Here is a 19,264-nt window from a genome sequence, read left to right on the forward strand (position 1 = left end):
CTGCGACGACGGAGAGGGGTGGCGACAACCATCAACCGCTGCTGACGCCAACGGCAGCAGGGTCCCACCGCTACTGTGTGAGGCTTAACCGACAGAAGGAGAGAGTGATGACCGATTCCTCCCCGACCTCGGGACGAGCCCGCCCGGGTGTGGTGGCGGGGTCCTCTTACCTGCTCCTGCTCTTTGCGATCACGCAGGTGATCAGCCTCATCGTGACGATCACAGTGAGTGGCAGGCTGCGGCAGGGCTTCGAGCGTGCCTTCGAGGGCACCGCGTCGAACTCGCAGGACGTCGGGACCGTCGCTGTCGCCTTTACCATCGGATCGGCAGCGCTGTTGGTCGTCCTGGCCCTGGGCCTGGTGATTCTGTCCCTGTTCAACAACAGAGGCAACAACGGGACCCGCATCACCACCTGGGTGCTGGGCGGGATTCTCGTCTGCTGTCTCGGTGGCAGCATGATCAGCGGTGCGGCCGGAGTTGCTGGTGGTGGGGCCAGTGGGAGCAGCCCGAGTAGCGAGGAACTGCGTCGCAGCATTGAGGAGAGCCTGCCGTCCTGGTACACCCCGGTCAACCTGCTGCTGGGCCTGGTCGCGCTGCTCGCCCTGCTGGCCGCGCTGATCCTGCTGGCGCTGCCGAAGGCGAACGAGTTCTTCCGCAAGCCCAAGGCCGGCTGGGAGCCGCCGGTGCCCGGTGGCGCCTACCCGGCGTACCCGTCGCACCCGGGCCAGCCGGGGGATCCGGCGTACCCGTCGTACCCGCCGGCTCCCGGCACGCCGCCGTCGACGCCCGGCGGTCAGCCGCCGTCCGCGCCCGGTGGTCAGCCGGGTGAACGCCGCGATCCGGAGCCGCCCTCCGGAAGTTGACGTCCGGATTGCAGCGACGCCGACGATCCCTCCGAGTAGGTTGCAAGCCGACGCCTACCGGAGGGATCAGTCGTGTCGTACCCCGATCGGGCCGCACCGCGCCGGCCGGGCACGGTCCTCGCCGCGGCGGCGCTGCTGCTGGTGATGGCGGTGGGCGCCGTGGCGTACGCGGTGGTCAACCTGGCCGTCGGTGGCGGCACGGTGGACCGGTTCCGGGATGCGGCAGCCGAGCGGACCGGCGCCGGCGGCGGCGACATCGACCAGGTGGCCGGTCTGCTGCGCGGCTCCACAGTGCTGGCCGCCGTGCTCGGCGTGCTCGCCGCGCTGCTGCTCGTCGGGCTCGCGCTCGGTCTGCTCGCCGGCCGGTCCGGCGCCCGCACGGCGACCTGGGTGGTCGCCGGCACGGGCCTGCTCTGCGGTTGCTGCGGGCTGGCGGTGCTGGTCGGCCAGCGCGCCGCCCCGCTGCGGTTCGGCGCGGACGACCGGATCACCGCCGACCTGCTGGGACTCGTCGGCGACGCGTACCCGTCGTGGTGGATCCCGGTGAACGCGACGCTGTCGGTGGCGCAGATCCTCGGCTATCTGGTGGTCGCCGTGCTGCTCACGCTGCCGTCGTCCGGCGCGTTCCTGCGCCGCCGTACCGCACCGCTGCGGCTGTCCGGCTACGGCTCGACAGTGTCCGGCGCGGCCGCCCCCGGGCCGACGCCCTGGGGGCCGCCACCCGGCCTGAACCCGCACCCGTCCGTCCCGCCCGCGACGCCGCCGGGTGGGTTCCCGCCGCCTCCCGAGGACAGCCGATGACCGGTGACACCCGCCCCTCCCGGCGCCGCGCCCTGGTGACCGGCGCCAGCCTGGGCATCGGCGAGGCGTTCGCCCGCCGGCTCGCCGCCGACGGCTGGGATCTGGTCCTGGTGGCTCGGGACGCCGCCCGGCTCGACGCGCTGGCGGCCGAGCTGACCGGCCGGCACGGCGGCGACGCGGAGACGATCGCGGCCGATCTGTCCACCGAGGACGGCTGTGCGGCGGTCGAGCACCGGCTGGCCGACGGCCCGCCGGTGGAGCTGCTGGTGAACAACGCCGGGATCAGTCTGAACACCTCGTTCGTCCGCTCACCGGTGGCCGAGGAGGCGCGGCTGGTCCGGCTCAACGTGCTCGCGGTGCTGCGCCTGACCCACGCCGCCCTCGGTCCGATGATCGAGAGAGGCCACGGGGCAGTGATAAATGTCTCTTCCGTTGCGGGCTTCGGTGTCCCCATGCCGGGATCCACGTACTCGGCCAGCAAGGCGTGGGTGACGAATTTCAGTGAATCGATCGGCCAGTCCGTCGCGCCGCTCGGCGTACGCGTGATGGCGCTCTGCCCCGGCTACACGCGCACCGGCAACCACGAGCGGGCCGGTATCGACATGTCGCGCCTGCCCGCCTGGGCGTGGCTGCGCGCCGACGATGTGGTCGCCGAAGGGCTCCGTGACCTGCATAAAGGCAAGTTCGTGAGTGTCCCGGACTGGAAGTACAAGGTGGCAGTGGCCGGGCTGCGGCACGCGCCGAAGCGGCTGCTGCGCGGCTTCCGGCGCGACACCCGGGGCGCGGTCGGCCGGGGACGCGGCTGACCGGCGGCCGGCCGACGGGGTCAGGATCGGCTGCCGGCCGGGATGGACGGTCGCACAGCGTAGCCGCTCATCGCCACCCGTCGGTCGCCCGCAGGGTTGACCAGGGCAGACCCGAAACATGGCGCTCGGACTTGCGAAGTACGCTCTTGGGCCATGGGCGACCACGACGACCTGCGCAAATTCATCACTGACCTCGCTGTGGTGCACGGCCGGGTGGTGCTCTCGTCGGGCCGCGAGGCGGACTGGTACGTGGATCTGCGCCGCGTCACGCTCCATCACGAGGCGGCTCCGTTGATCGGCCGGGTCATGCGTGACCTCACCGCCGACTGGGCGTACGACGCGGTCGGCGGGCTGACCCTGGGCGCCGATCCGGTGGCCGCCGCCATGCTGCACGCCTCTGCGGGCACCGGCCACGCTGTCGACGCCTTCGTGGTCCGCAAGGAGGGCAAGGCCCACGGTCTCCAGCGCCGGATCGAGGGGCCGGACGTCTCCGGGCGACGGGTGCTCGCCGTCGAGGACACCTCCACCACCGGTGGAAGTGTGTTGACGGCTGTCGAGGCATTGCGTGAGGCAGGGGCCGAGGTGGTGGGTGTGGCGGTTATTGTTGATCGAGGTGCCGGCGACACGGTGCGAGCCGCCGGATTGCCCTATCGGGCGGCCTATACGTTGGCTGACCTCGGCCTTGTGGCGTAAAAGTTTGCCGATTCGGATCTGCTGATATGCAGGCGGATCGATGCTGCTGGTGGAAGGATGGAATACGTGGGAACTGCGTTGGCTGAAATGACCATGCCTCAGATCTCGCCGCTTGCCGGCGAGCCGATCGAACGCGCCGACGCCGAGCGGCTTGCGGGGGTCCTCAAGGCCCTCGCGGACCCCGCCCGGCTGCGGCTGCTCAGCCTGATCCAGTCGGCTCCCGAGGGGGAGGCGTGCGTGTGTGACCTCACCGCGCCGCTCGGCCTCTCGCAGCCGACGGTCAGCCACCACCTGCGAATCCTCACCGAGGCCGGCTTGCTGGAGCGGGAGAAGCGCGGGGTCTGGGCGTACTACCGGCTGGTGCCGTCCGCGATCGCCACGATCGCGGATCTGCTCACCCCGCCGCGGAAGCGGGCCACCAAGAAGGCTCGCTGAAACCTCCGGGCCGACCCGACCGAGGGTCGTCCCGACCGGGTGACCGGTGGCGTGCGAGGGGTGGCGCCATCAGCCCACGGTGACGGCTGTCGTCGTCCGTGTGAACCCGGCTGGAGCAGTGCTGCCGAAGGCCGGTCCTCGTCCGAGGGCCGGCCTTCGGCGTCCGTACGCGCTCAGCGGCGGTGCTGACCGCCGTGCCCGTCGCCGTGCCCGGGGCGGTGCTCCTCGATGCCCTCCCGGGCCGCCTCCACAGTGCCGGCCACAGTCGCCGCGGTGATGACGGCGACCGCCTCGCCGCGCTTGCGTGCCCGCCGGTCGCGGAGGAACTCGAAGAAGATCGGCAGTACCGAGATCACGATGATCAGCGCGACCACCGGCAGGATGTACCTGTCGATCTTGTCGCCGATGGCGTCGTAGATCTGCCGGGCCAGCAGGTAGCCGACCAGCAGGATGCCGTCCACCCAGAGGACCGCGCCCACCACGTTCCACACGAAGAACTGGCGGGCAGACATGCCGAGCACCCCGGCCACCGGGTTGAGGAACGTCCGCACGATCGGGATGAACCGGGCCAGCACCACGGCCTTCGCCGGGCCGAACTTCTGGAAGTAGTACTCCGCCTTCTCCACGTACTCCCGCTTGAACAGACGGGAGTTGGGCTTCTCGAACATGCGCCGGCCGTACCGGGCACCGAGCCAGTGCCCGAGCTGGGCGCCGACGATGGCGCAGAGCGGACCGCCGATCATCAGCCCGGCCAGGGACAGGCGGGTGCCGTCGCCGAAGATGGCGTCGGCCACCGGGGAGGCGGCCACCCCGGCCAGGAACAGCAGCGAGTCGCCCGGGAAGAAGAAGCCGACGAGCAGCCCGGTCTCGGCGAAGAGGATCACCCAGACACCGATCATGCCGAAGGTGTGGATGAGGTCCTTCGGATCGAGCGGGTTCAGCGCCACGCTCTCGGAGAACATCCGGGTCTTCTCTGCTGTGTCCACGGCCACACAGGGTACCCCGGCCCGGTCCGGCATTTCGGCCGGACCGGGCGTCCTCGTCAGAGGCGGGGGTCGACCGGCTCGGACTCGCAGGCGAGGATCGCGAACACCAGCTCGTGGCGGCGCCAGAGCGGGGCGTCCTCGGCCAGTGCGTCCAGGGCGGCCAGGCCCAGTCCGTGCTCCCGCAGGGCGAGTCCGCGCTTGCGACCCAGCGACCGGCGGCGCAACGCGGCGAGCTGCGCCGCCTCGGTGTACCCGGGACCGTAGATGATCCGCAGGTACTCCCGCCCCCGGCACTTGATCCCCGGCTGGAGCAACGAGCCCCTCGGTGAGCGGGCGGCCAGGCCCGCGTACGGCTTGACCACCATGCCCTCGCCACCGGCCGCGGTGAGCGCCAGCCACCACTCGGTGGCGTCGGCCACCGCCGACTCGTCGGCCAGCTCCACCACCCGCCGCCGGGTCGGCGTGAAGAACTCCGGGTCGGCGGCACAGAGCCGGTCGGCCAGCGCCAGGTGCCAGCCGTGGTCGCGGTCGGCGTAGCTCACCCCGGCCCCGGCCAGCACCGCGAACGGCGCCAGCGTCACCCCGCGCAGCCCGTCGGTCGGCCGGACGTACGCCCGGTAGGCCGCCGAGTAGGCGGTGATCTCGGCCGACCGCCCGGCCATCCGGTCGCGCAGCCCGGCCACCGCCAGCCCGCGCCCGGCGGCGGTGTCCAGCGCGGCGAGCACCCCCGGCAACGCGGCCCGCCCGGCCGCACCGACCCCGGCGTACTGCTCCCGGATCAGCCCGCTCGCCTTCGCCGACCAGGGCAGCAGCTCGGCGTCGAGCAGCAGCCAGTCGGTGCCCAGCTCGGCCCAGAGACCGGCGGCGGTGACCGCGGCGCGCACCCGGGCCAGCAGCTCGCCGTCGAGCGGCGGGTCGAAGAACGGCCGACCGGTACGGGTGTGCACCACCCCACCGCCGAAGCGGCCCGGCTCCCGCTCCACGAGCACCACCGCTCGCGAGCCCATGTGCTTCTCCTCGCAGACCACCCGGTCGACGCCCGCCGCGCGGTAGTCGGCGAACGCCTCGGCCGGGTGCTCCAGGAACCCGTCCACTGTCGACGTGGAGCAGGGCGCCATGGTCGGCGGCAGCCACACCAGCCGACCCGGATCGACCGCGAACCGGCTCAGCACCTCCAGCGCGGCGGCGGCGTTCTCGGCCGGCACGGTCAGCGACCCGTACGCGTGGGTGAGGTGCCGCCGTCCGGTCACGTCGGCCAGGTCCAGCACGGTGTCCGGCCGCGCCGGGGCGACCGGGACCAGCGGGCGAGCCGGGGCGTACCACTGCTTCACCGCCGGGACCGCCACCAGCTCCTTCTCCGGGTAGCGCAGCGCGGTGAGGTGCCCGCCGAACACGCAACCGGTATCCAGGCAGATGGTGTTGTTCACCCACTCCGGCTCGGGCGTCGGCGTGTGCCCGTACACGACCATCGCCGAACCCCGGTAGTCCCGCGCCCACGGGTAGCGCACCGGCAGGCCGTACTCGTCGGTCTCGCCTGTGGTCTCGCCGTAGAGCGCGAACGACCGCACCCGGCCGGACGCCCGACCGTGGTACGCCTCCTTCAGCCCGGCGTGTGCCACCACGAGCCGGCCGCCGTCGAGCACATAGTGGCTGACCAGGCCGTCGATGAACGTCTCCACCCCGGCGACGAACTCCGGCGGCTCGGCGGCGAGCTGCTCCATCGTCTCGGCCAGGCCGTGGGTCAGCCGGACGTCCCGGCCGCGCAGCTTGCGCAGCAGCTTCTGCTCGTGGTTGCCCGGCACGCAGATCGCGTGCCCGGCCGCCACCATGCCCATCACCAGGCGGAGCACGCCGGGCGAGTCCGGGCCGCGGTCCACCAGATCACCCACGAACACAGCGGTACGCCCCGACGGGTGCGCCGCGTCCACCGGGCGGCCCGCGCCGTCGTGCCGCAGCACGTAGCCGAGCCGGGACAGCAGCGCCTCCAGCTCGGTACGGCAACCGTGCACGTCCCCGACCACGTCGAACGGGCCGGTCAGCTCCCGCCGGTCGTTGAACAGCTTCTCGTAGCGGATCTCCGCGGCGTCGATCTCCTCCACCCCGCGCAGCACGTGCACCTTGCGGAAGCCCTCGCGGGCCAGCCGCCCGTACGACTGCCGCAGGTCGCGGCGCATCCGGTTGAGCACCTGCCGGCCGTGCGTCCGGTCGGCGCGCGCCTCCGTACGCTCCCAGGCCACCGCCTCCGGCACGTCCAGCACGATCGCCACCGGCAGCACGTCGTGCTCGCGGGCCACCCGGATCAGCCCGGCGCGGGCGTGCGGCTGGAGGTTCGTCGCGTCGACCACAGTGAGCAGGCCGCGCCGCAGCCGGATGGCGGCGACGTGGTGCAGCGCGTCGAACGCGTCGGCGGACGCGGACTGGTCGTTCTCGTCGTCGGCCACCAGGCCGCGGAACGTGTCCGAGGAGAGCACCTGGCTGGGCGCGAAGTGCCGCCGGGCGAACGTCGACTTGCCGGAACCGGAGACGCCGACGAGCGCCACCAGTGCCAGCTCGGGGATGTCCAGGACGGTCATCGGTTCGTCGCCTCCTTCCGGTCGTTGCTGTCGCTCCGGTCGGCCCGGTCGCGTCGGCCGGTGCTCTCGGCGCGGGTGAGCACCGCCATCTGGGTCGGCGTGCCCACCTCCGGGTCGTCGTCGCCGACGCCGCCGAGCACCGCCGTGTAGCCGTGCGCCGCCGCCACCCGGTCCACCCAGGCGGCGAACTCGGCCCGGGTCCACTCGAACCGGTGGTCCGCATGCCGGAACCGGCCCGGCACGAGCCCCTCGTAGCGCACGTTGTACTCGACGTTCGGGGTGGTCACCACCACCGTGCCGGGCCGGGCGTGACCGAACACCGCGTCCTCCAGCGCCGGCAGGCGCGGCGGGTCGAGGTGCTCGACGACCTCCATCAGCACCGCCGCGTCGTACCCCCGGAGCCGGTCGTCCCGGTAGGTGAGCGCGGACTGCCACAGCCGGATCCGGTCCCGCTGCCGCTCCGGAAGCCGGTCCAGGCGCAGCCGCCGGGCCGCCAGGCCGAGCGACCGGTCGGACACGTCAACGCCCACCACCTCGGTGAACCGCCGGTCGGCGACGAGCGCGGTGAGCAGCGCGCCGCCACCGCAGCCCAGGTCCAGCACCCGGCTCGCGCCGCTGTCCCGCAGCGCGGCGAGCACCGCCTCCCGCCGCCGTACCGCCAGTGAGGCCCGGCGGACGTCCTCCGCCGTCCCGGCCCCGCCGCCCGACGACTCGGCCGGCTCTCCGGTCGACGGCTCGATGCTGTCGTCGGCGGGCGGCTCGTCGGCCAGCCGCAGCTCGGTCAGGCGGGCCATCGCCTCGCCCGCGAGCGCCCGGCGGTGCGCCAGGTAGCGGCGCGTGATCAGGCCCCGCTCCGGATGACCGGCCAGCCAGCCGGCACCCGCGCGCAGCAGCTTGTCCACCTCGTCCGGCGCCACCCAGTAGTGCTTGGCGTCGTCCAGCACCGGCAGCAGCACGTACAGGTGGTTGAGGGCGTCCGCGAGCCGCAGCGTGCCGGTCAGCGTCAGGTCGACGTAGCGGCTGTCACCCCACTCCGGGTACGTCTCGTCGAGCGGGATCGGGGTGGCGGTCACGGTCCAGCCCAGCGGGGCGAAGATCCGTACCGCCAGCTCGGCGCCGCCGCGGCAGCGCAGCACCGGCACCCGTACGGTCAGCGGGATCGCGCTCGCCGCCAGCTCGGGACGGTCCCGCGACTCGCCCCGCAGGGCGGAGCGGAACACCTTCGACAGCGCCGACGAGAGCAGGCTGGAGGCGGCGTACGGGCGGTCGTTGACGTACTGCCCGAGCGCGAAGCCCTCCGGCGCCCGGTTCCGGCGGCCGCCGCCGCCCAGCTTGAGCGGATCGACCTCGACCAGCAACGCCGCCGTGCAGCGCGCCTCGTCCGCCTCCGGGTAGAACACATGCGCGGCACCGGCGGGCAGATCGAAGGTCTGCACGCGGTCCGGATGCTTCACCAGGAGGTGGCCGAGGTCGATCGCCGGGCGGTGGGTCGTGGTGAGGGTCAGTAGCACCTGTCGATGATCTCTTGGTTTGTCGGCTCGTGTCGTGGGGGTTTCCGGGGGAGCCCGACCCGCTCCGGCTTCGTCGAGAGCCGTACTGCTTGGTGTCTTTGTCTTTGTGCGGAGGTGCCCCGCCGACCGGTGGTCGGCGGGGCACCTGGTGTCGCGTGGGTCAGGCGACGAAGCGGGTCCTGCGGCGGCGGGTCAGCACGTAGCCGACCGCACCGGCGGCGAGCAGCAGCGCGCCGATGCCGGCGATCAGGCCGGTGGAGGAACCGGTGATCGGCAGGGTGCCGCCGTCACCGCCGCCCTGGCCACCGTCGCCGCCACCCGGCGCCGCGTTGACGACGACCTTGGCGGTGTCGTTGGCCGGCTTCAGGTCACGGTAGAAGCCACCGTCGCACTCGCACGGCACGTTGATCTTCACGAGGCCGGTGTCGTTGGCGATGACCTTGTCGATCTTCAGGCCGAAGTCCAGCTTCACGGTGTCCCCGGCCTTCAGGAACGAGTCGAAGTAGCAGCGGTAGTGACGCGCGCCCGGCTTGCCCGGCTCACCCCACTCGTCGCCCTTCAACGGCGAGCAGTTCTCCGGCACGGCGGTCGTGGTGGTGCCCTTCGGCACGTCGAAGGTCAGGTACGTGACTGAGCTGCCGGAGCGGCTGTAGTCGAGCGTGGCCGGGCCGTTGTTGCGCAGCCCCACCGTCGCCTTGACGGTCGCGCCCGCCTTCCCGGTGACCGACGCGCCGAGCGCCTCCAGGTCGGTGCTGTTGTTGCCGGTGACCTTCACCTGCAGGTACGAGGCGTTGTTCTCCGGCCGCGGGTCGGCCTGGAATCCCCGCGCGGCGGCCCGGCCGGCGGCCTCGGCCAGCGTCAGCTTGCCGTCGGTGCCCGGCTTGCCGATGGTGACGTCGTAGTTGCCGAGGTAGTGCTCGAAGTCCTCGAACTCGTCCGGCGTCATCCAGATGATCTCGCCGTACCGGGAACCGGGTGCCATGGTGTCCGCGCCGAGCGCGTACGGCAGCGTCGCGCCGAACGTGCTGCCGGCGGCGAGCTCCTCGTCGAACCGGCAGGTGCGCAGCTCGTCACCGACGTACGTGCAGTTGCTGTAGTGCTTGGTGGAGTTCAGGCCGTAGTCGTTGTAGAAGATGACGGCGGCCCCCTTGGCGGTGGTCTCGCCGACGTTCGTCACCTTCAGCGGCGCGGTGAAGCTCTTGCCCGGGGCGGCCGACACCGTGGTCTCCGGGCCGGCGGCCAGGTCGACGCCCTCACCGACGCGCACCTTGGCCTCGTGCGAGACGCTGTCGAAGCCGTTCGCCGACAGCGTCACCTTGAGCGTGCCGGTGTCGCCGTCCTGGGCCTTGCCGGTGGGCTTGATCTGCACCGGGAAGATGCCGGACAGGCCCCACTCGTCGATCTCCACCTCCCACGGCGTCGTGCACACGAGCACGTTCGCGGAGGGCGAGGTGCAGTCCGTCGCGGTGTTCTCCTCCTCGCCGACGGTCACCTTGCCGGCGAGCCCGGTGAGGTCGTAGCGGACGGTGAGGTCGTGCAGCACGACCGAGGCCGAACTGCGGATGATGCTGTAGTCGATCTTGCCGTCCGAGTCGGCGGCGATCGTCGTGTCGCTGAAGTAGACGCCGAGCTCGGCCTTGGGGTCCGCCGCGAGGGCGGGAGTGGCGGAGGCGGCGACGAACGCGCCTGCGACGCCCAACCCGGCGAACCAGCGCCGGGTGGAGTTGCTGAGCATGTGGGGGGTCCTCCCGTGGGGTGATCAGGTGGAGCCCACGGAGCTTAAGGATTCCTTAAGGATCGCGTTGTCCCGCATCATGAATATCGACCGAACGGATGATCGGCGCCACCGCAATGTTCCACCTGCCCGGGACCGTCCATCAATCGGACACCGGGAGGTGCAGTGACGTACGAGGAGTTCGCCGACGCGCGGTTGGGCGCCCTGCCGCGGTACGCGGTCATGCTGACCGGGGATCCGCACCAGGCGCAGGATCTGGTGCGGGAGACCCTGGTCCGGGTCTAGCTCAACTGGCGGCGGGTGGCCCGCACCGACGCCCCGGAGCGGTACGTGCGCCGGATGCTCGCCAACCAGTTCATCGACTGGCGGCGCGGATCGTGGGCGCGGCGGGTGCTGCTGCACGGCGCGGCGGACGAATCGGTGCCCGCGCCGGCCGACCACGCCCAGTCCGCGGCGGACCGGGACCAGATCCGGGACTGGCACCGCCCTGCGGTGACCGGGCACCGGGTCAGCGGTAGTCGTCCTCGTCGGCGGTGACGACGCGGGCCTGCTCCATGGCGTCCCAGTCGTCGACCTCCATGCCCCGGTGCGGCTCGCCGTCGGTCTCGTCGCGCACAGTGGTGGCCTGCTCGACCGCGTCGGCCGGCTCGGCCTCCAGATCCCGCTCCTCCGGGGCGAGGTGGTCACTGGGGGCGAAGTCCTCGTCGGGCTGACCCATCGTCCCTCCCTGTTCTCCGTGCGGGCATCGTCCTCACCACCGTACGGGCTGCTCCGGGCCGCCGCTTGGTGGCGGGCGGAACGGCGGAGTCGGCGATTGTCCCGCTCCCGGCGCGCGGCCGGTGCCAGGATGGGAGGCATGGGCTTCCTGATCCGACTGGCGATCACCGCCGTCGCGCTGTGGATCGCGACGCTGATCGTGCCCGGAGTGGAGGTGAGCGGCCGTAACACCGGCAGCAACGTGCTCACCCTGATCGTGGTGGCACTGGTCTTCGGTGTGGTCAACGCGGTGCTCAAGCCGCTCATCAAGGTGTTCGGCTGCGTGTTCTACCTACTCACGCTCGGCCTGTTCGCGCTCGTGGTGAACGCGCTGCTGTTCCTGCTCACCGACTGGATCGCCGGGGTGCTGAAGCTCCCGTTCCACGTGGACGGCTTCTGGGCCGCCTTCTGGGGCGCCATCGTGGTCGCGGTGGTGAGCTGGCTGATCAGCGTCGTCGTACCGGACCGGCTGGAGAACCGGTGAGCGGCGTCCGGGCCGGTTGTGCCCCGCTCGCGCTCCTGCGGGATACTGCCCGCGGTGGACAGCGCGGTCCGGCGCACCTGTGGACGCCAGCGACCGGAACGGTCGGCTCCGGGGAAGACCCGGGGCCGGAACGGCCGCCCTCCATGGAAGTCAGCGGCCTGCACGGCCGAGAGCGGTAAGTAAGGAGCGTTCGACATGCCCATCGCTTCCCCCGAGGCCTACGCGGAGATGCTGGACCGGGCCAAGGCCGGCCGGTACGCGTACCCCGCGATCAACGTGACCTCCTCGCAGACGCTGAACGCGGCGCTCAAGGGCTTCGCCGATGCGGAGAGCGACGGCATCATCCAGGTCTCCACCGGCGGCGCGGAGTACCTGTCCGGCCCGTCCGTGAAGGACATGGTGACCGGCGCGGTGGCGTTCGCCGCGTACGCGCACGAGGTCGCCAAGAAGTACCCGGTGAACATCGCGCTGCACACCGACCACTGCCCGAAGGACAAGCTGGACAAGTTCGTCCGGCCGCTGATGGCCATCTCGCAGGAGCGCGTCAAGGCCGGCCAGGAGCCGCTGTTCCAGTCGCACATGTGGGACGGCTCGGCCGTGCCGGTGGCGGAGAACCTGGAGATCGCCGAGCAGCTCCTCGCCGAGGCCGCCAAGGGCAAGATCGTCCTGGAGATCGAGGTGGGCGTCGTCGGCGGCGAGGAGGACGGCGTCGAGAACGCCATCAACGACAAGCTCTACACCACAGTCGACGACGGCCTGGCCATGGTCGACGCGCTCGGCCTGGGCGAGAAGGGCCGCTACATGGCGGCGCTGACCTTCGGCAACGTGCACGGCGTCTACAAGCCGGGCAACGTCAAGCTCCGCCCCTCGGTGCTGCACGACATCCAGGTGGCGGTGGGCGCCAAGTACGGCAAGGACAAGCCGCTCAGCCTGGTCTTCCACGGCGGCTCCGGCTCGCTGCTGTCGGAGATCCGGGAGGCGCTGGACTACGGCGTGGTGAAGATGAACATCGACACCGACACCCAGTACACCTTCACCCGCCCGGTCGCGGACCACATGTTCCGCAACTACGACGGCGTGCTCAAGGTCGACGGCGAGGTCGGCAACAAGAAGATGTACGACCCGCGCGTCTGGGGCAAGGCCGCCGAGGCCGGCATGGCCGCCCGCGTGGTCGAGGCCTGCGAGCACCTGCGCTCCACCGGCACCACCATGAAGTGACACCCCGCGTGTAAGGAAGGGCCCCTTGTTAACGCTCGGCGTTAACAAGGGGCCCTTCCTCTACCGGAGGCGTTAAGAGGGGGCCCTTCCTTTCACTGCACCAGCACCCGGACGGCGTCGCGCACGTCGTCGGTCAGGTGGATCGTGTGCGACAGGTCGCCGAACGGGGACGCGGCGAACAGCGGCCGCAGCAGCGACTCCACCGGCAGCTCGGTGGTCCAGTACGTGCGGTCCAGGAAGACGTACGCCCCGCTCGCCCCGTCGGTCCCGTAGAACGTCTTGGTGGCCGCCTGGAACACCTCCTGCACGGTGCCGGCCTTGCCGGGCGCGAACACGATCCCGCCCCGGGCCAGCCGCAGGATCGTGTCCTCCCGGATGGCGTTGGAGAAGTATTTGGCGATCCGGCCCGCGAACAGGTTCGCCGGCTCGTGGCCGTACAGCCAGGTGGGGATGGCCAGCCCGCCGGAACGGGCCCACTCGGTGCCCGGCGCCGACGGGCGGGGCGAGGGCAGTAACGGGCCGTCCGCGTACCGCTTGCGCACCGCCAGCGCCGCCGCCGTGTACCGGTCGTGGTCGGTGAAGTCCGACGCGACGGCGAGCACGTCGATCGCGGCGGACAACTCCTCGGCCGGCCGGGCCGCGAGGAACGCGCCGAGGTTCGCCGCCTCCATCACGCCCGGGCCGCCGCCGGTGACCACCAGGCGGTCGGCCCGCGCCAGCTCCCAGCCAAGCACGGCGGCCATCCGGTACGCGACGCTGCCGCGCGGCACCGCGTGCCCGCCCATCACCCCCACCACCGACTGCGGCCCGTGCGCGGCCAGCCACGACCGGGTGGCGTCGGCCAGCGCGTTGTCCACGCCGTGGTCGTGCAGTCGCTGACCGAGCGCCTCGCGTACGTCCGGCAGCGCGCCGCCGTGCGCCCGGAAGTGCGCGTACACCCGGGTGTCGTACATCCCGGCGAACCCGCCCTCGGCGAACCCGGCGGCCAGCTCGTCGGCGGTGTAGAGGTGCGACGGCTGGGTCGGGTAGGGCAGTCCGGAGAACGGCGGGACCACGTTGGCGCCCCGGCGGACCAGGTCCGCGCCCACCTCGCGGCCGGCGAAGCGGCAGCCCACGAAGAGCGTGCCGGTGACGTCGACGGCGCGTAGGTCGGGTACCGGGTCGAGGTCGAGGCGCAGGCCCTGCACGGTCAGACCGGCCAGGGTTCCCCCGGCCAGCCGCTGCTCGAACGCGGTGCGGGTCTCGATCTCGTTGACGTGGGGCGCGTGCGGCTCGATGACGTCCGCGGGTGGTGGGGTCGGCACCAGGCCATCCTGCCCCCGCACGGCAAGTGCCGAAACCGGGGCGAGAACGACAGGAGCCCGGCGGGCACGCCGCCGGGCTCCTGCGTAACCGGGTCCTGGGGAGGCTCCGGATCTGTATTTGTAGTGCAAGAACCACGGCAGTGGCATGGGCCGCGGGTACGTGTGCTCCCGCCGCAGGCGTGACGAAACCCTCAGCCGTTCAGCCAACCGTCCGGGCGGGGCCCCTCGCGTACCCGAGGGCGAAGCGGGTTGAATGGGGCGATGCAGAACCTGTTGCCTGAGCCACCGGCCACCCTGCTCCCGGTCCACGAGGAGGCCGACGCCGCGCTGGCGGCGGCGGCCGAGCAGGGCACCGACGAGGCGTACGCCGAGGTCGCGGCCCGCTTCCCGACCTACAGTGCGGCCTGGGCGGCGCTGGGCGGCCGCGCGCTCGCCGCGGGTCAGGTCGTCACGGCGTACGCGTACGCCCGCACCGGCTACCACCGGGGCCTGGACCAGCTGCGCCATAGCGGCTGGAAGGGCCACGGCCCGGTGCCCTGGTCGCACAAGCCCAACCGGGGCTTCCTCCGCTGCCTCTACGTGCTGTCCCGCGCCGCGGGGGAGATCGGCGAGGCGGACGAGGCGGCTCGCTGTGCCCAGTTCCTCCGCGACTGCGACCCGGCCGCCGGAGACGCGCTCTCCGGCGACTGACCACCGCCGCGACGGCCGGGCCCGACCCGGGCCCGGCCGTCGCGCCCGTCCTACAGCCCCTCCGCCACCGACGCGGCGATCTTCAGCCAGGCGTCCCGGGTGGCGGAGGAGAGCTGCCCGTACCGCAGCGGCTCGCCGGTGTCGATGAGCCGCTCGTACGGTGCCAGCAGCACCGCCCGGGTCCGGGCCGCGAAGTGGGCCTGGATCGCGGGCAGGTCGATCTCCTTGCGGGACGGCGGCATCGAGACCACTGTGACCGCCTGGCGGACCAGCCGCTGCCGGCCGCTCTGCTCCAGGTGGTCGAGCATCCGGGCGGCGGTTTCGGCCGAGTCGTTACGGGCCGACATGGTCACCACGAGCTGGTCGGTGGCGTCCATCGCGGCCTGCCAGTTCTGCGCCCGGACGTTGTTCCCGGTGTCCACGAAGATCAGCTTGTAGAACCGGCTGACCACCTCACGGATCTCCGCGAACGCGGCGGCGGTGAGCATCTCGCCGCCGGTCGCGGACTCGTCCGAGGCCAGCACGTCGAACATGCCCTCGCCCTGCGAGCGGACGTACTGCGACAGGTCGCCCACCCGGCCGTGCGGCCCCTGGAACTGGGCCAGGTCCCGCAGCATGTCCCGCACCGTACGGGCGTGGAAGTCCTGCTGCGCCCGCATGCCGAGAGTGCCCTGGGTCTCGTTGTTGTCCCAGGCCAGCACGTATCCGCCGCGCTTCTGGCCGAACGTCATGGCGAGCAGCAGGATCGCCACCGTCTTGCCGGCGCCGCCCTTCGGGTTGACCACTGTCACCTGGCGCAGCCCGCCGAAGTTGCGGCGGACCATCTCGATGTCGCGCTTCATCTCCTGCTCGTGCCGCCCGGGCGCGAGCCGGACCAGCCCGATCTTGTTCACCACCGCGCGTACGCCCATCGTGGCGACCGGGTCGACCGGCCGGGCCTGGCGGCGGCGGGCGAAGTCCTCGGCGGTCGGGGGTACCACCTGCTGCGGCGTCCAGCCCTGCTCCGGGTGGGGCGCTCCGGGCTGAGGTGGTGGCGGCACCACCGGGCCGGACACCGGCGCCTGCGGCGGCAGCGGACCGCCCGGCTGCGGCACGCCCGTCTGGGGCGTCCAGCCGGGCGGCGGGTACCAGCCGGGCTGACCCGGTTGTGGCTGGTAGCCGGGCGACGGATAGCCGTTGCCGTACGGGGACGGCTGCGCCGGTACGCCCGGCGACGGCGGGAACGGCCCGAGGCGGGGCGTGTGCTCGGGCGCGCCCGGCCCTGTCGGTCCCGTGCCGGATTCCGGCGACGGCTGGGGCGGCGTCCCGGCGACAGTGGCCCGGCCTGCGGCGGTGCCGTCAGTGGGGAGAGCGTCGGATGATGGGGGCGGTGCCGCGGTGACGGTGGCACGGCCGGATGCGATGCCGTCGGTGGAGAGTGCGTCGGGCGAGGGTGGCGCCACGGTGGCGCGGCCGGATGCGGTGCCGTCGGCCTCCGCCGCCTCGGACGGCGGAGCCGCTGCTTCGGCGGGAAGCGGGTCCGGCGTGGTGGCGGAGTCCGACCCGGCGCGCTGCGGCGGCTGGGCCCACGGCGAGGCGGCCCGTCCGTTCCCGGCACCCTCGACGGCGGTACCCGGGCCGGTCGTGCCGGTGGCGGGCGTGGTCGCCGGGGCGGATGCCGCCTGAGCGGCGGACGAGTCCGCCGCTGCCGGTGCGGGAGCGTCGGCCGACGGGAGCGGCCAGGGCACCGACGCCCACGGCGGGATCGTGGCCGTCGCCGCGTCGGTCTCCTCCGGCGGCCACAGCGGCTCGACGTCCCGCTGCGGCACCTGCGCTCGGCCCGGTACGTGGGCCCGGTCGTCGTTCTCGTGCACCACGGTTCCTCCCCATTCCTTCCGCCGAGGATAGGCGGTCCGGCCAGCGCCGCGAGCCGGGTGGGGATCGACCCGACCGAGGTCAGCCCGTCCAGACCGCCCAGGCGGCCGGCTCGGTCCACCAGGAGCGCTTGCGGTTCAGCTCGCCCTCGACGCCGTCGTCGAGGAAGGGCACCTTCTCGTCGCGCGGCACCACCGCCACCGCACGTCCCCGTGCCCGGCGTACCTCCAGCCGGACCTTCTTCCGGCCCAACGCCGACCGGGTCACCACTGGTACGGCGACGCCCACCGTCACCCGGCCGTCGGCCGGATCCGGGCCGCCCAGCAGGTCCACCTCGCCCAGGTGCGCGTACCCGCCCGCGTTGCCGATCGCGCACGCGGTGATCGGCTCGGAGCCGTCGCTGAGCACCGTGCCGTCGACCTCGACCCGGGCCCGCCAGTGCAACGGACGGCCCGCGTCGTCGGCGGCGCCGAGCAGCGCGCCGTCGAGCGTCACCGAGCCGCCGTCGTTGCGCAGCAGGTCCAGCCGTCGGGCGGTGCCGTCCAGCACCGCGGCGGCCACACCCGCCGGATCCCGGGGCAGCCCGAGCTGCGCGGCCAGGTCCCGCGCCGTCCCGGACCGGGCCGGATCGAGCGGGAGTACGCCGACAGGGGGCAGGTCGGGCACCGTACGGTCGTCTGCGAGGTCCGCGGGGCGGCGGCTCGGCGGCGGAGCGTACCGCCGGACCAGCCGGCGCAGGACGGCGCGCAACTGACCGTCACTCGCCGTGGCGACGATGAGCCGGGTCTTGCCGTCGGAGTCCGGCCAGGTGAGGCCGTCGGCGCGCGGCGGGCCGTCGAGGCGGGCCAGCACCTCGTCGATCTCGGAGTCCGACCGGGCGGTCACGGTGGTCACCCGGGCACCCCGGGCGGTCAGCTCGTCCGCGCAGGCCAGCACCGGTACGCGCGGCGTCTCGCAGCGCTCCTCGCCGGTCTCGGCGGCGGTGTCGTCCGCGCCGCCGCAGCAGGCGCCGCCGCTGCCGCAGCCACCACCGGGAGCGTCCCGCTCCGAGCCGAGGGTGAGCAGCACCACGTCGTACACGAAGGAGCCTCCTGCTTCTCGACCAACCCCTGCTGGTCCCGCCGTCACTACTTGTTAGCCTGACACCCCGGGCTCGCTGACCGGTCGCCACCTGGCACCCGAGCCTTCTGGAGGCGAGAAGATGCCAGCGATCGTGCTGCTCGGCGCCCAGTGGGGCGACGAGGGCAAGGGCAAGGTTACCGACCTGCTGGGTGAGCGGGTCGACTACGTCGTGCGCTACTCCGGCGGCAACAACGCAGGCCACACGGTGATCACGCCGGACGGCCAGAAGTACGCGCTGCACCTCATGCCGTCCGGGGCGCTGTCACCGAGCGCGATGATCGTGATCGGCAACGGCGTGGTGGTCGACCCGAAGGTGCTGCTCCAGGAGATCGACGGGCTCGCCGAGCGCGGCGTGGACGTGTCCCGCCTGCGTATCTCCGGCGACGCGCACCTGATCATGCCGCACCACCGCGCGCTGGACCGGGTGGTCGAGCGCTACCTGGGCAGCTCCCGCATCGGCACCACCGGCCGGGGCATCGGTCCCGCGTACGGCGACAAGGTCGCCCGGATGGGCATCCGGCTCCAGGACCTGCTCGACCCGGGCATCCTGCGCAAGAAGCTGGAGCTGGCGCTCCGCGAGAAGAACCAGCTCCTGTTCAAGGTCTACAACCGCAAGGCGATCGACGTCGAGGAGACCGTCGAGGAGTACCTCCGGTACGCCGAGCGGCTGCGCCCGTACATCGCCGAGACCCGGGTCATGCTCTGGGACGCGCTCGACCGCGGCGAGACCGTGCTGCTGGAGGGCGCCCAGGCCACCATGCTCGACATGGACCACGGCACCTACCCGTTCGTCACCTCGTCGAACCCGACGGCCGGTGGGGCGTGCGTGGGCGCGGGCATCCCGCCGACCGCGATCACCAAGGTCATCGCGGTGAGCAAGGCGTACACGACGCGGGTGGGCTCCGGCCCGTTCCCGACCGAGCTGTTCGACGACAACGGGCAGCACCTGCGCAAGGTCGGCCACGAGTACGGCACCACCACCGGCCGGGAGCGCCGCTGCGGCTGGTTCGACGCCGTGGTGGCCCGGTACGCGTGCCGCCTCAACGGCGTCACCGACCTGGTGGTCACCAAGCTGGACGTGCTGACCGGCCTGGCCAAGGTGCCGATCTGCGTCGGGTACGAGATCAACGGCGAGCGCTTCGACGACATGCCGATGACGCAGACCGACTTCCACCACGCCACGCCGATCTACGAAGAGCTCGACGGCTGGTGGGAGGACATCACCAAGGCACGGACCGAGGACGAGCTACCGGAGAACGCCCGCCGCTACGTCGCCCGCATCGAGGAGCTGACCGGCACCCGGGTGAGCGTGGTGGGCGTGGGCCCAGGCCGAGAGGAAAACGTCCTCCGCCACCCCCTCCTCCCCTAACCCACCCCCTCCCTCCCACCCACCCCCACCCCGGCCCTCCGGGCCGATCACCGGGGCGGGGCGG

General features: G+C 72.5%; 18 protein-coding genes. 10 read left to right on the top strand and 8 right to left on the bottom strand.

Going from position 1 to position 19,264, the window contains the following annotated elements:
* Window positions 1–107 precede the first annotated feature (107 nt).
* The 5 genes from O7622_RS05020 (at window position 108) to O7622_RS05040 (ending at window position 3,598) form a co-directional block, all read left to right on the top strand.
* Window positions 108–863: a hypothetical protein gene (locus O7622_RS05020; protein ID WP_282312066.1), complete on the top strand. Its 756-nt coding sequence runs from the start codon at window positions 108–110 to the stop codon at window positions 861–863.
* 72 nt (window positions 864–935) lie between these two features.
* Window positions 936–1,664: a hypothetical protein gene (locus O7622_RS05025; protein WP_282312067.1), complete on the top strand. Its 729-nt coding sequence runs from the start codon at window positions 936–938 to the stop codon at window positions 1,662–1,664.
* Window positions 1,661–2,470 (top strand): SDR family NAD(P)-dependent oxidoreductase, encoded by an 810-nt coding sequence (locus O7622_RS05030; protein WP_282312068.1) that lies wholly within the window; start codon window positions 1,661–1,663, stop codon window positions 2,468–2,470. The genes O7622_RS05025 and O7622_RS05030 overlap by 4 nt, the downstream gene beginning before the upstream one ends.
* Before the next feature lie 153 nt (window positions 2,471–2,623).
* The gene (gene pyrE / locus O7622_RS05035; protein WP_282312069.1) at window positions 2,624–3,163 is read left to right on the top strand and encodes an orotate phosphoribosyltransferase; all 540 of its coding nucleotides are present in this window, start codon (window positions 2,624–2,626) and stop codon (window positions 3,161–3,163) included.
* A gap of 57 nt (window positions 3,164–3,220) precedes the next feature.
* On the top strand, window positions 3,221–3,598 hold the full coding sequence (locus O7622_RS05040; RefSeq protein WP_007454255.1) for a metalloregulator ArsR/SmtB family transcription factor: 378 nt from the start codon (window positions 3,221–3,223) through the stop codon (window positions 3,596–3,598).
* Window positions 3,599–3,771: 173 nt separating this feature from the next.
* On the opposite strand, the gene O7622_RS05045 is transcribed toward O7622_RS05040, so the two are convergent.
* The 4 genes from O7622_RS05045 to O7622_RS05060 form a co-directional block, all read right to left on the bottom strand.
* Complete coding sequence (locus tag O7622_RS05045) at window positions 3,772–4,617, bottom strand: VTT domain-containing protein (RefSeq protein ID WP_282312070.1); 846 nt, start codon at window positions 4,615–4,617, stop codon at window positions 3,772–3,774.
* A gap of 23 nt (window positions 4,618–4,640) precedes the next feature.
* Window positions 4,641–7,157 (bottom strand): polynucleotide kinase-phosphatase, encoded by a 2,517-nt coding sequence (locus O7622_RS05050; protein ID WP_282312071.1) that lies wholly within the window; start codon window positions 7,155–7,157, stop codon window positions 4,641–4,643.
* Window positions 7,154–8,668, bottom strand: a complete 1,515-nt coding sequence (locus tag O7622_RS05055; RefSeq protein ID WP_282312072.1) for a 3' terminal RNA ribose 2'-O-methyltransferase Hen1 — start codon at window positions 8,666–8,668, stop codon at window positions 7,154–7,156. Before O7622_RS05055 ends, O7622_RS05050 begins: the two co-directional genes overlap by 4 nt.
* 160 nt (window positions 8,669–8,828) lie before the next feature.
* On the bottom strand, window positions 8,829–10,403 hold the full coding sequence (locus O7622_RS05060) for an LPXTG cell wall anchor domain-containing protein (RefSeq protein WP_282312073.1): 1,575 nt from the start codon (window positions 10,401–10,403) through the stop codon (window positions 8,829–8,831).
* A gap of 300 nt (window positions 10,404–10,703) precedes the next feature.
* Between O7622_RS05060 and O7622_RS05065 the strand changes: the two genes are divergently transcribed.
* A complete protein-coding gene (locus O7622_RS05065; RefSeq protein WP_282312074.1) occupies window positions 10,704–10,940 on the top strand; it encodes a hypothetical protein in 237 nt (78 codons plus the stop codon).
* Here the strand turns inward: O7622_RS05065 and O7622_RS05070 are convergent.
* The gene (locus tag O7622_RS05070) at window positions 10,912–11,121 is read right to left on the bottom strand and encodes a hypothetical protein (protein WP_282312075.1); all 210 of its coding nucleotides are present in this window, start codon (window positions 11,119–11,121) and stop codon (window positions 10,912–10,914) included. The genes O7622_RS05065 and O7622_RS05070 overlap by 29 nt on opposite strands.
* A 138-nt stretch (window positions 11,122–11,259) precedes the next feature.
* On the opposite strand from O7622_RS05070, the gene O7622_RS05075 reads away from it, so the two are divergent.
* The gene (locus O7622_RS05075; RefSeq protein WP_135242722.1) at window positions 11,260–11,643 is read left to right on the top strand and encodes a phage holin family protein; all 384 of its coding nucleotides are present in this window, start codon (window positions 11,260–11,262) and stop codon (window positions 11,641–11,643) included.
* A gap of 195 nt (window positions 11,644–11,838) precedes the next feature.
* Complete coding sequence (gene fbaA, locus O7622_RS05080) at window positions 11,839–12,861, top strand: class II fructose-bisphosphate aldolase (RefSeq protein WP_282312076.1); 1,023 nt, start codon at window positions 11,839–11,841, stop codon at window positions 12,859–12,861.
* Window positions 12,862–12,953: 92 nt separating this feature from the next.
* Here the strand turns inward: fbaA and O7622_RS05085 are convergent, their stop codons facing one another.
* Window positions 12,954–14,165 carry a hypothetical protein gene (locus O7622_RS05085; protein WP_282312077.1) on the bottom strand — a complete coding sequence of 404 codons (1,212 nt, stop codon included), beginning with the start codon at window positions 14,163–14,165 and terminating at the stop codon, window positions 12,954–12,956.
* A 261-nt stretch (window positions 14,166–14,426) separates the two neighbouring features.
* Between O7622_RS05085 and O7622_RS05090 the strand changes: the two genes are divergently transcribed.
* Window positions 14,427–14,855 (top strand): DUF3151 domain-containing protein, encoded by a 429-nt coding sequence (locus tag O7622_RS05090; RefSeq protein WP_282312078.1) that lies wholly within the window; start codon window positions 14,427–14,429, stop codon window positions 14,853–14,855.
* A 50-nt stretch (window positions 14,856–14,905) separates the two neighbouring features.
* On the opposite strand, the gene O7622_RS05095 is transcribed toward O7622_RS05090, so the two are convergent.
* Window positions 14,906–16,711, bottom strand: a complete 1,806-nt coding sequence (locus tag O7622_RS05095) for a chromosome partitioning protein (protein ID WP_282312079.1) — start codon at window positions 16,709–16,711, stop codon at window positions 14,906–14,908.
* Window positions 16,712–16,790: 79 nt separating this feature from the next.
* Window positions 16,791–17,789: a diacylglycerol kinase family protein gene (locus O7622_RS05100; protein WP_282312080.1), complete on the bottom strand. Its 999-nt coding sequence runs from the start codon at window positions 17,787–17,789 to the stop codon at window positions 16,791–16,793.
* 121 nt (window positions 17,790–17,910) lie between these two features.
* On the opposite strand from O7622_RS05100, the gene O7622_RS05105 reads away from it, so the two are divergent.
* Window positions 17,911–19,200, top strand: a complete 1,290-nt coding sequence (locus tag O7622_RS05105) for an adenylosuccinate synthase (protein ID WP_282312081.1) — start codon at window positions 17,911–17,913, stop codon at window positions 19,198–19,200.
* The last annotated feature ends 64 nt before the right edge of the window (window positions 19,201–19,264 follow it).

Origin of the sequence: Micromonospora sp. WMMD1076 (genome assembly GCF_029581475.1) — a bacterium.
GTDB classification, from domain to species: Bacteria; Actinomycetota; Actinomycetes; order Mycobacteriales; family Micromonosporaceae; genus Micromonospora; species Micromonospora aurantiaca.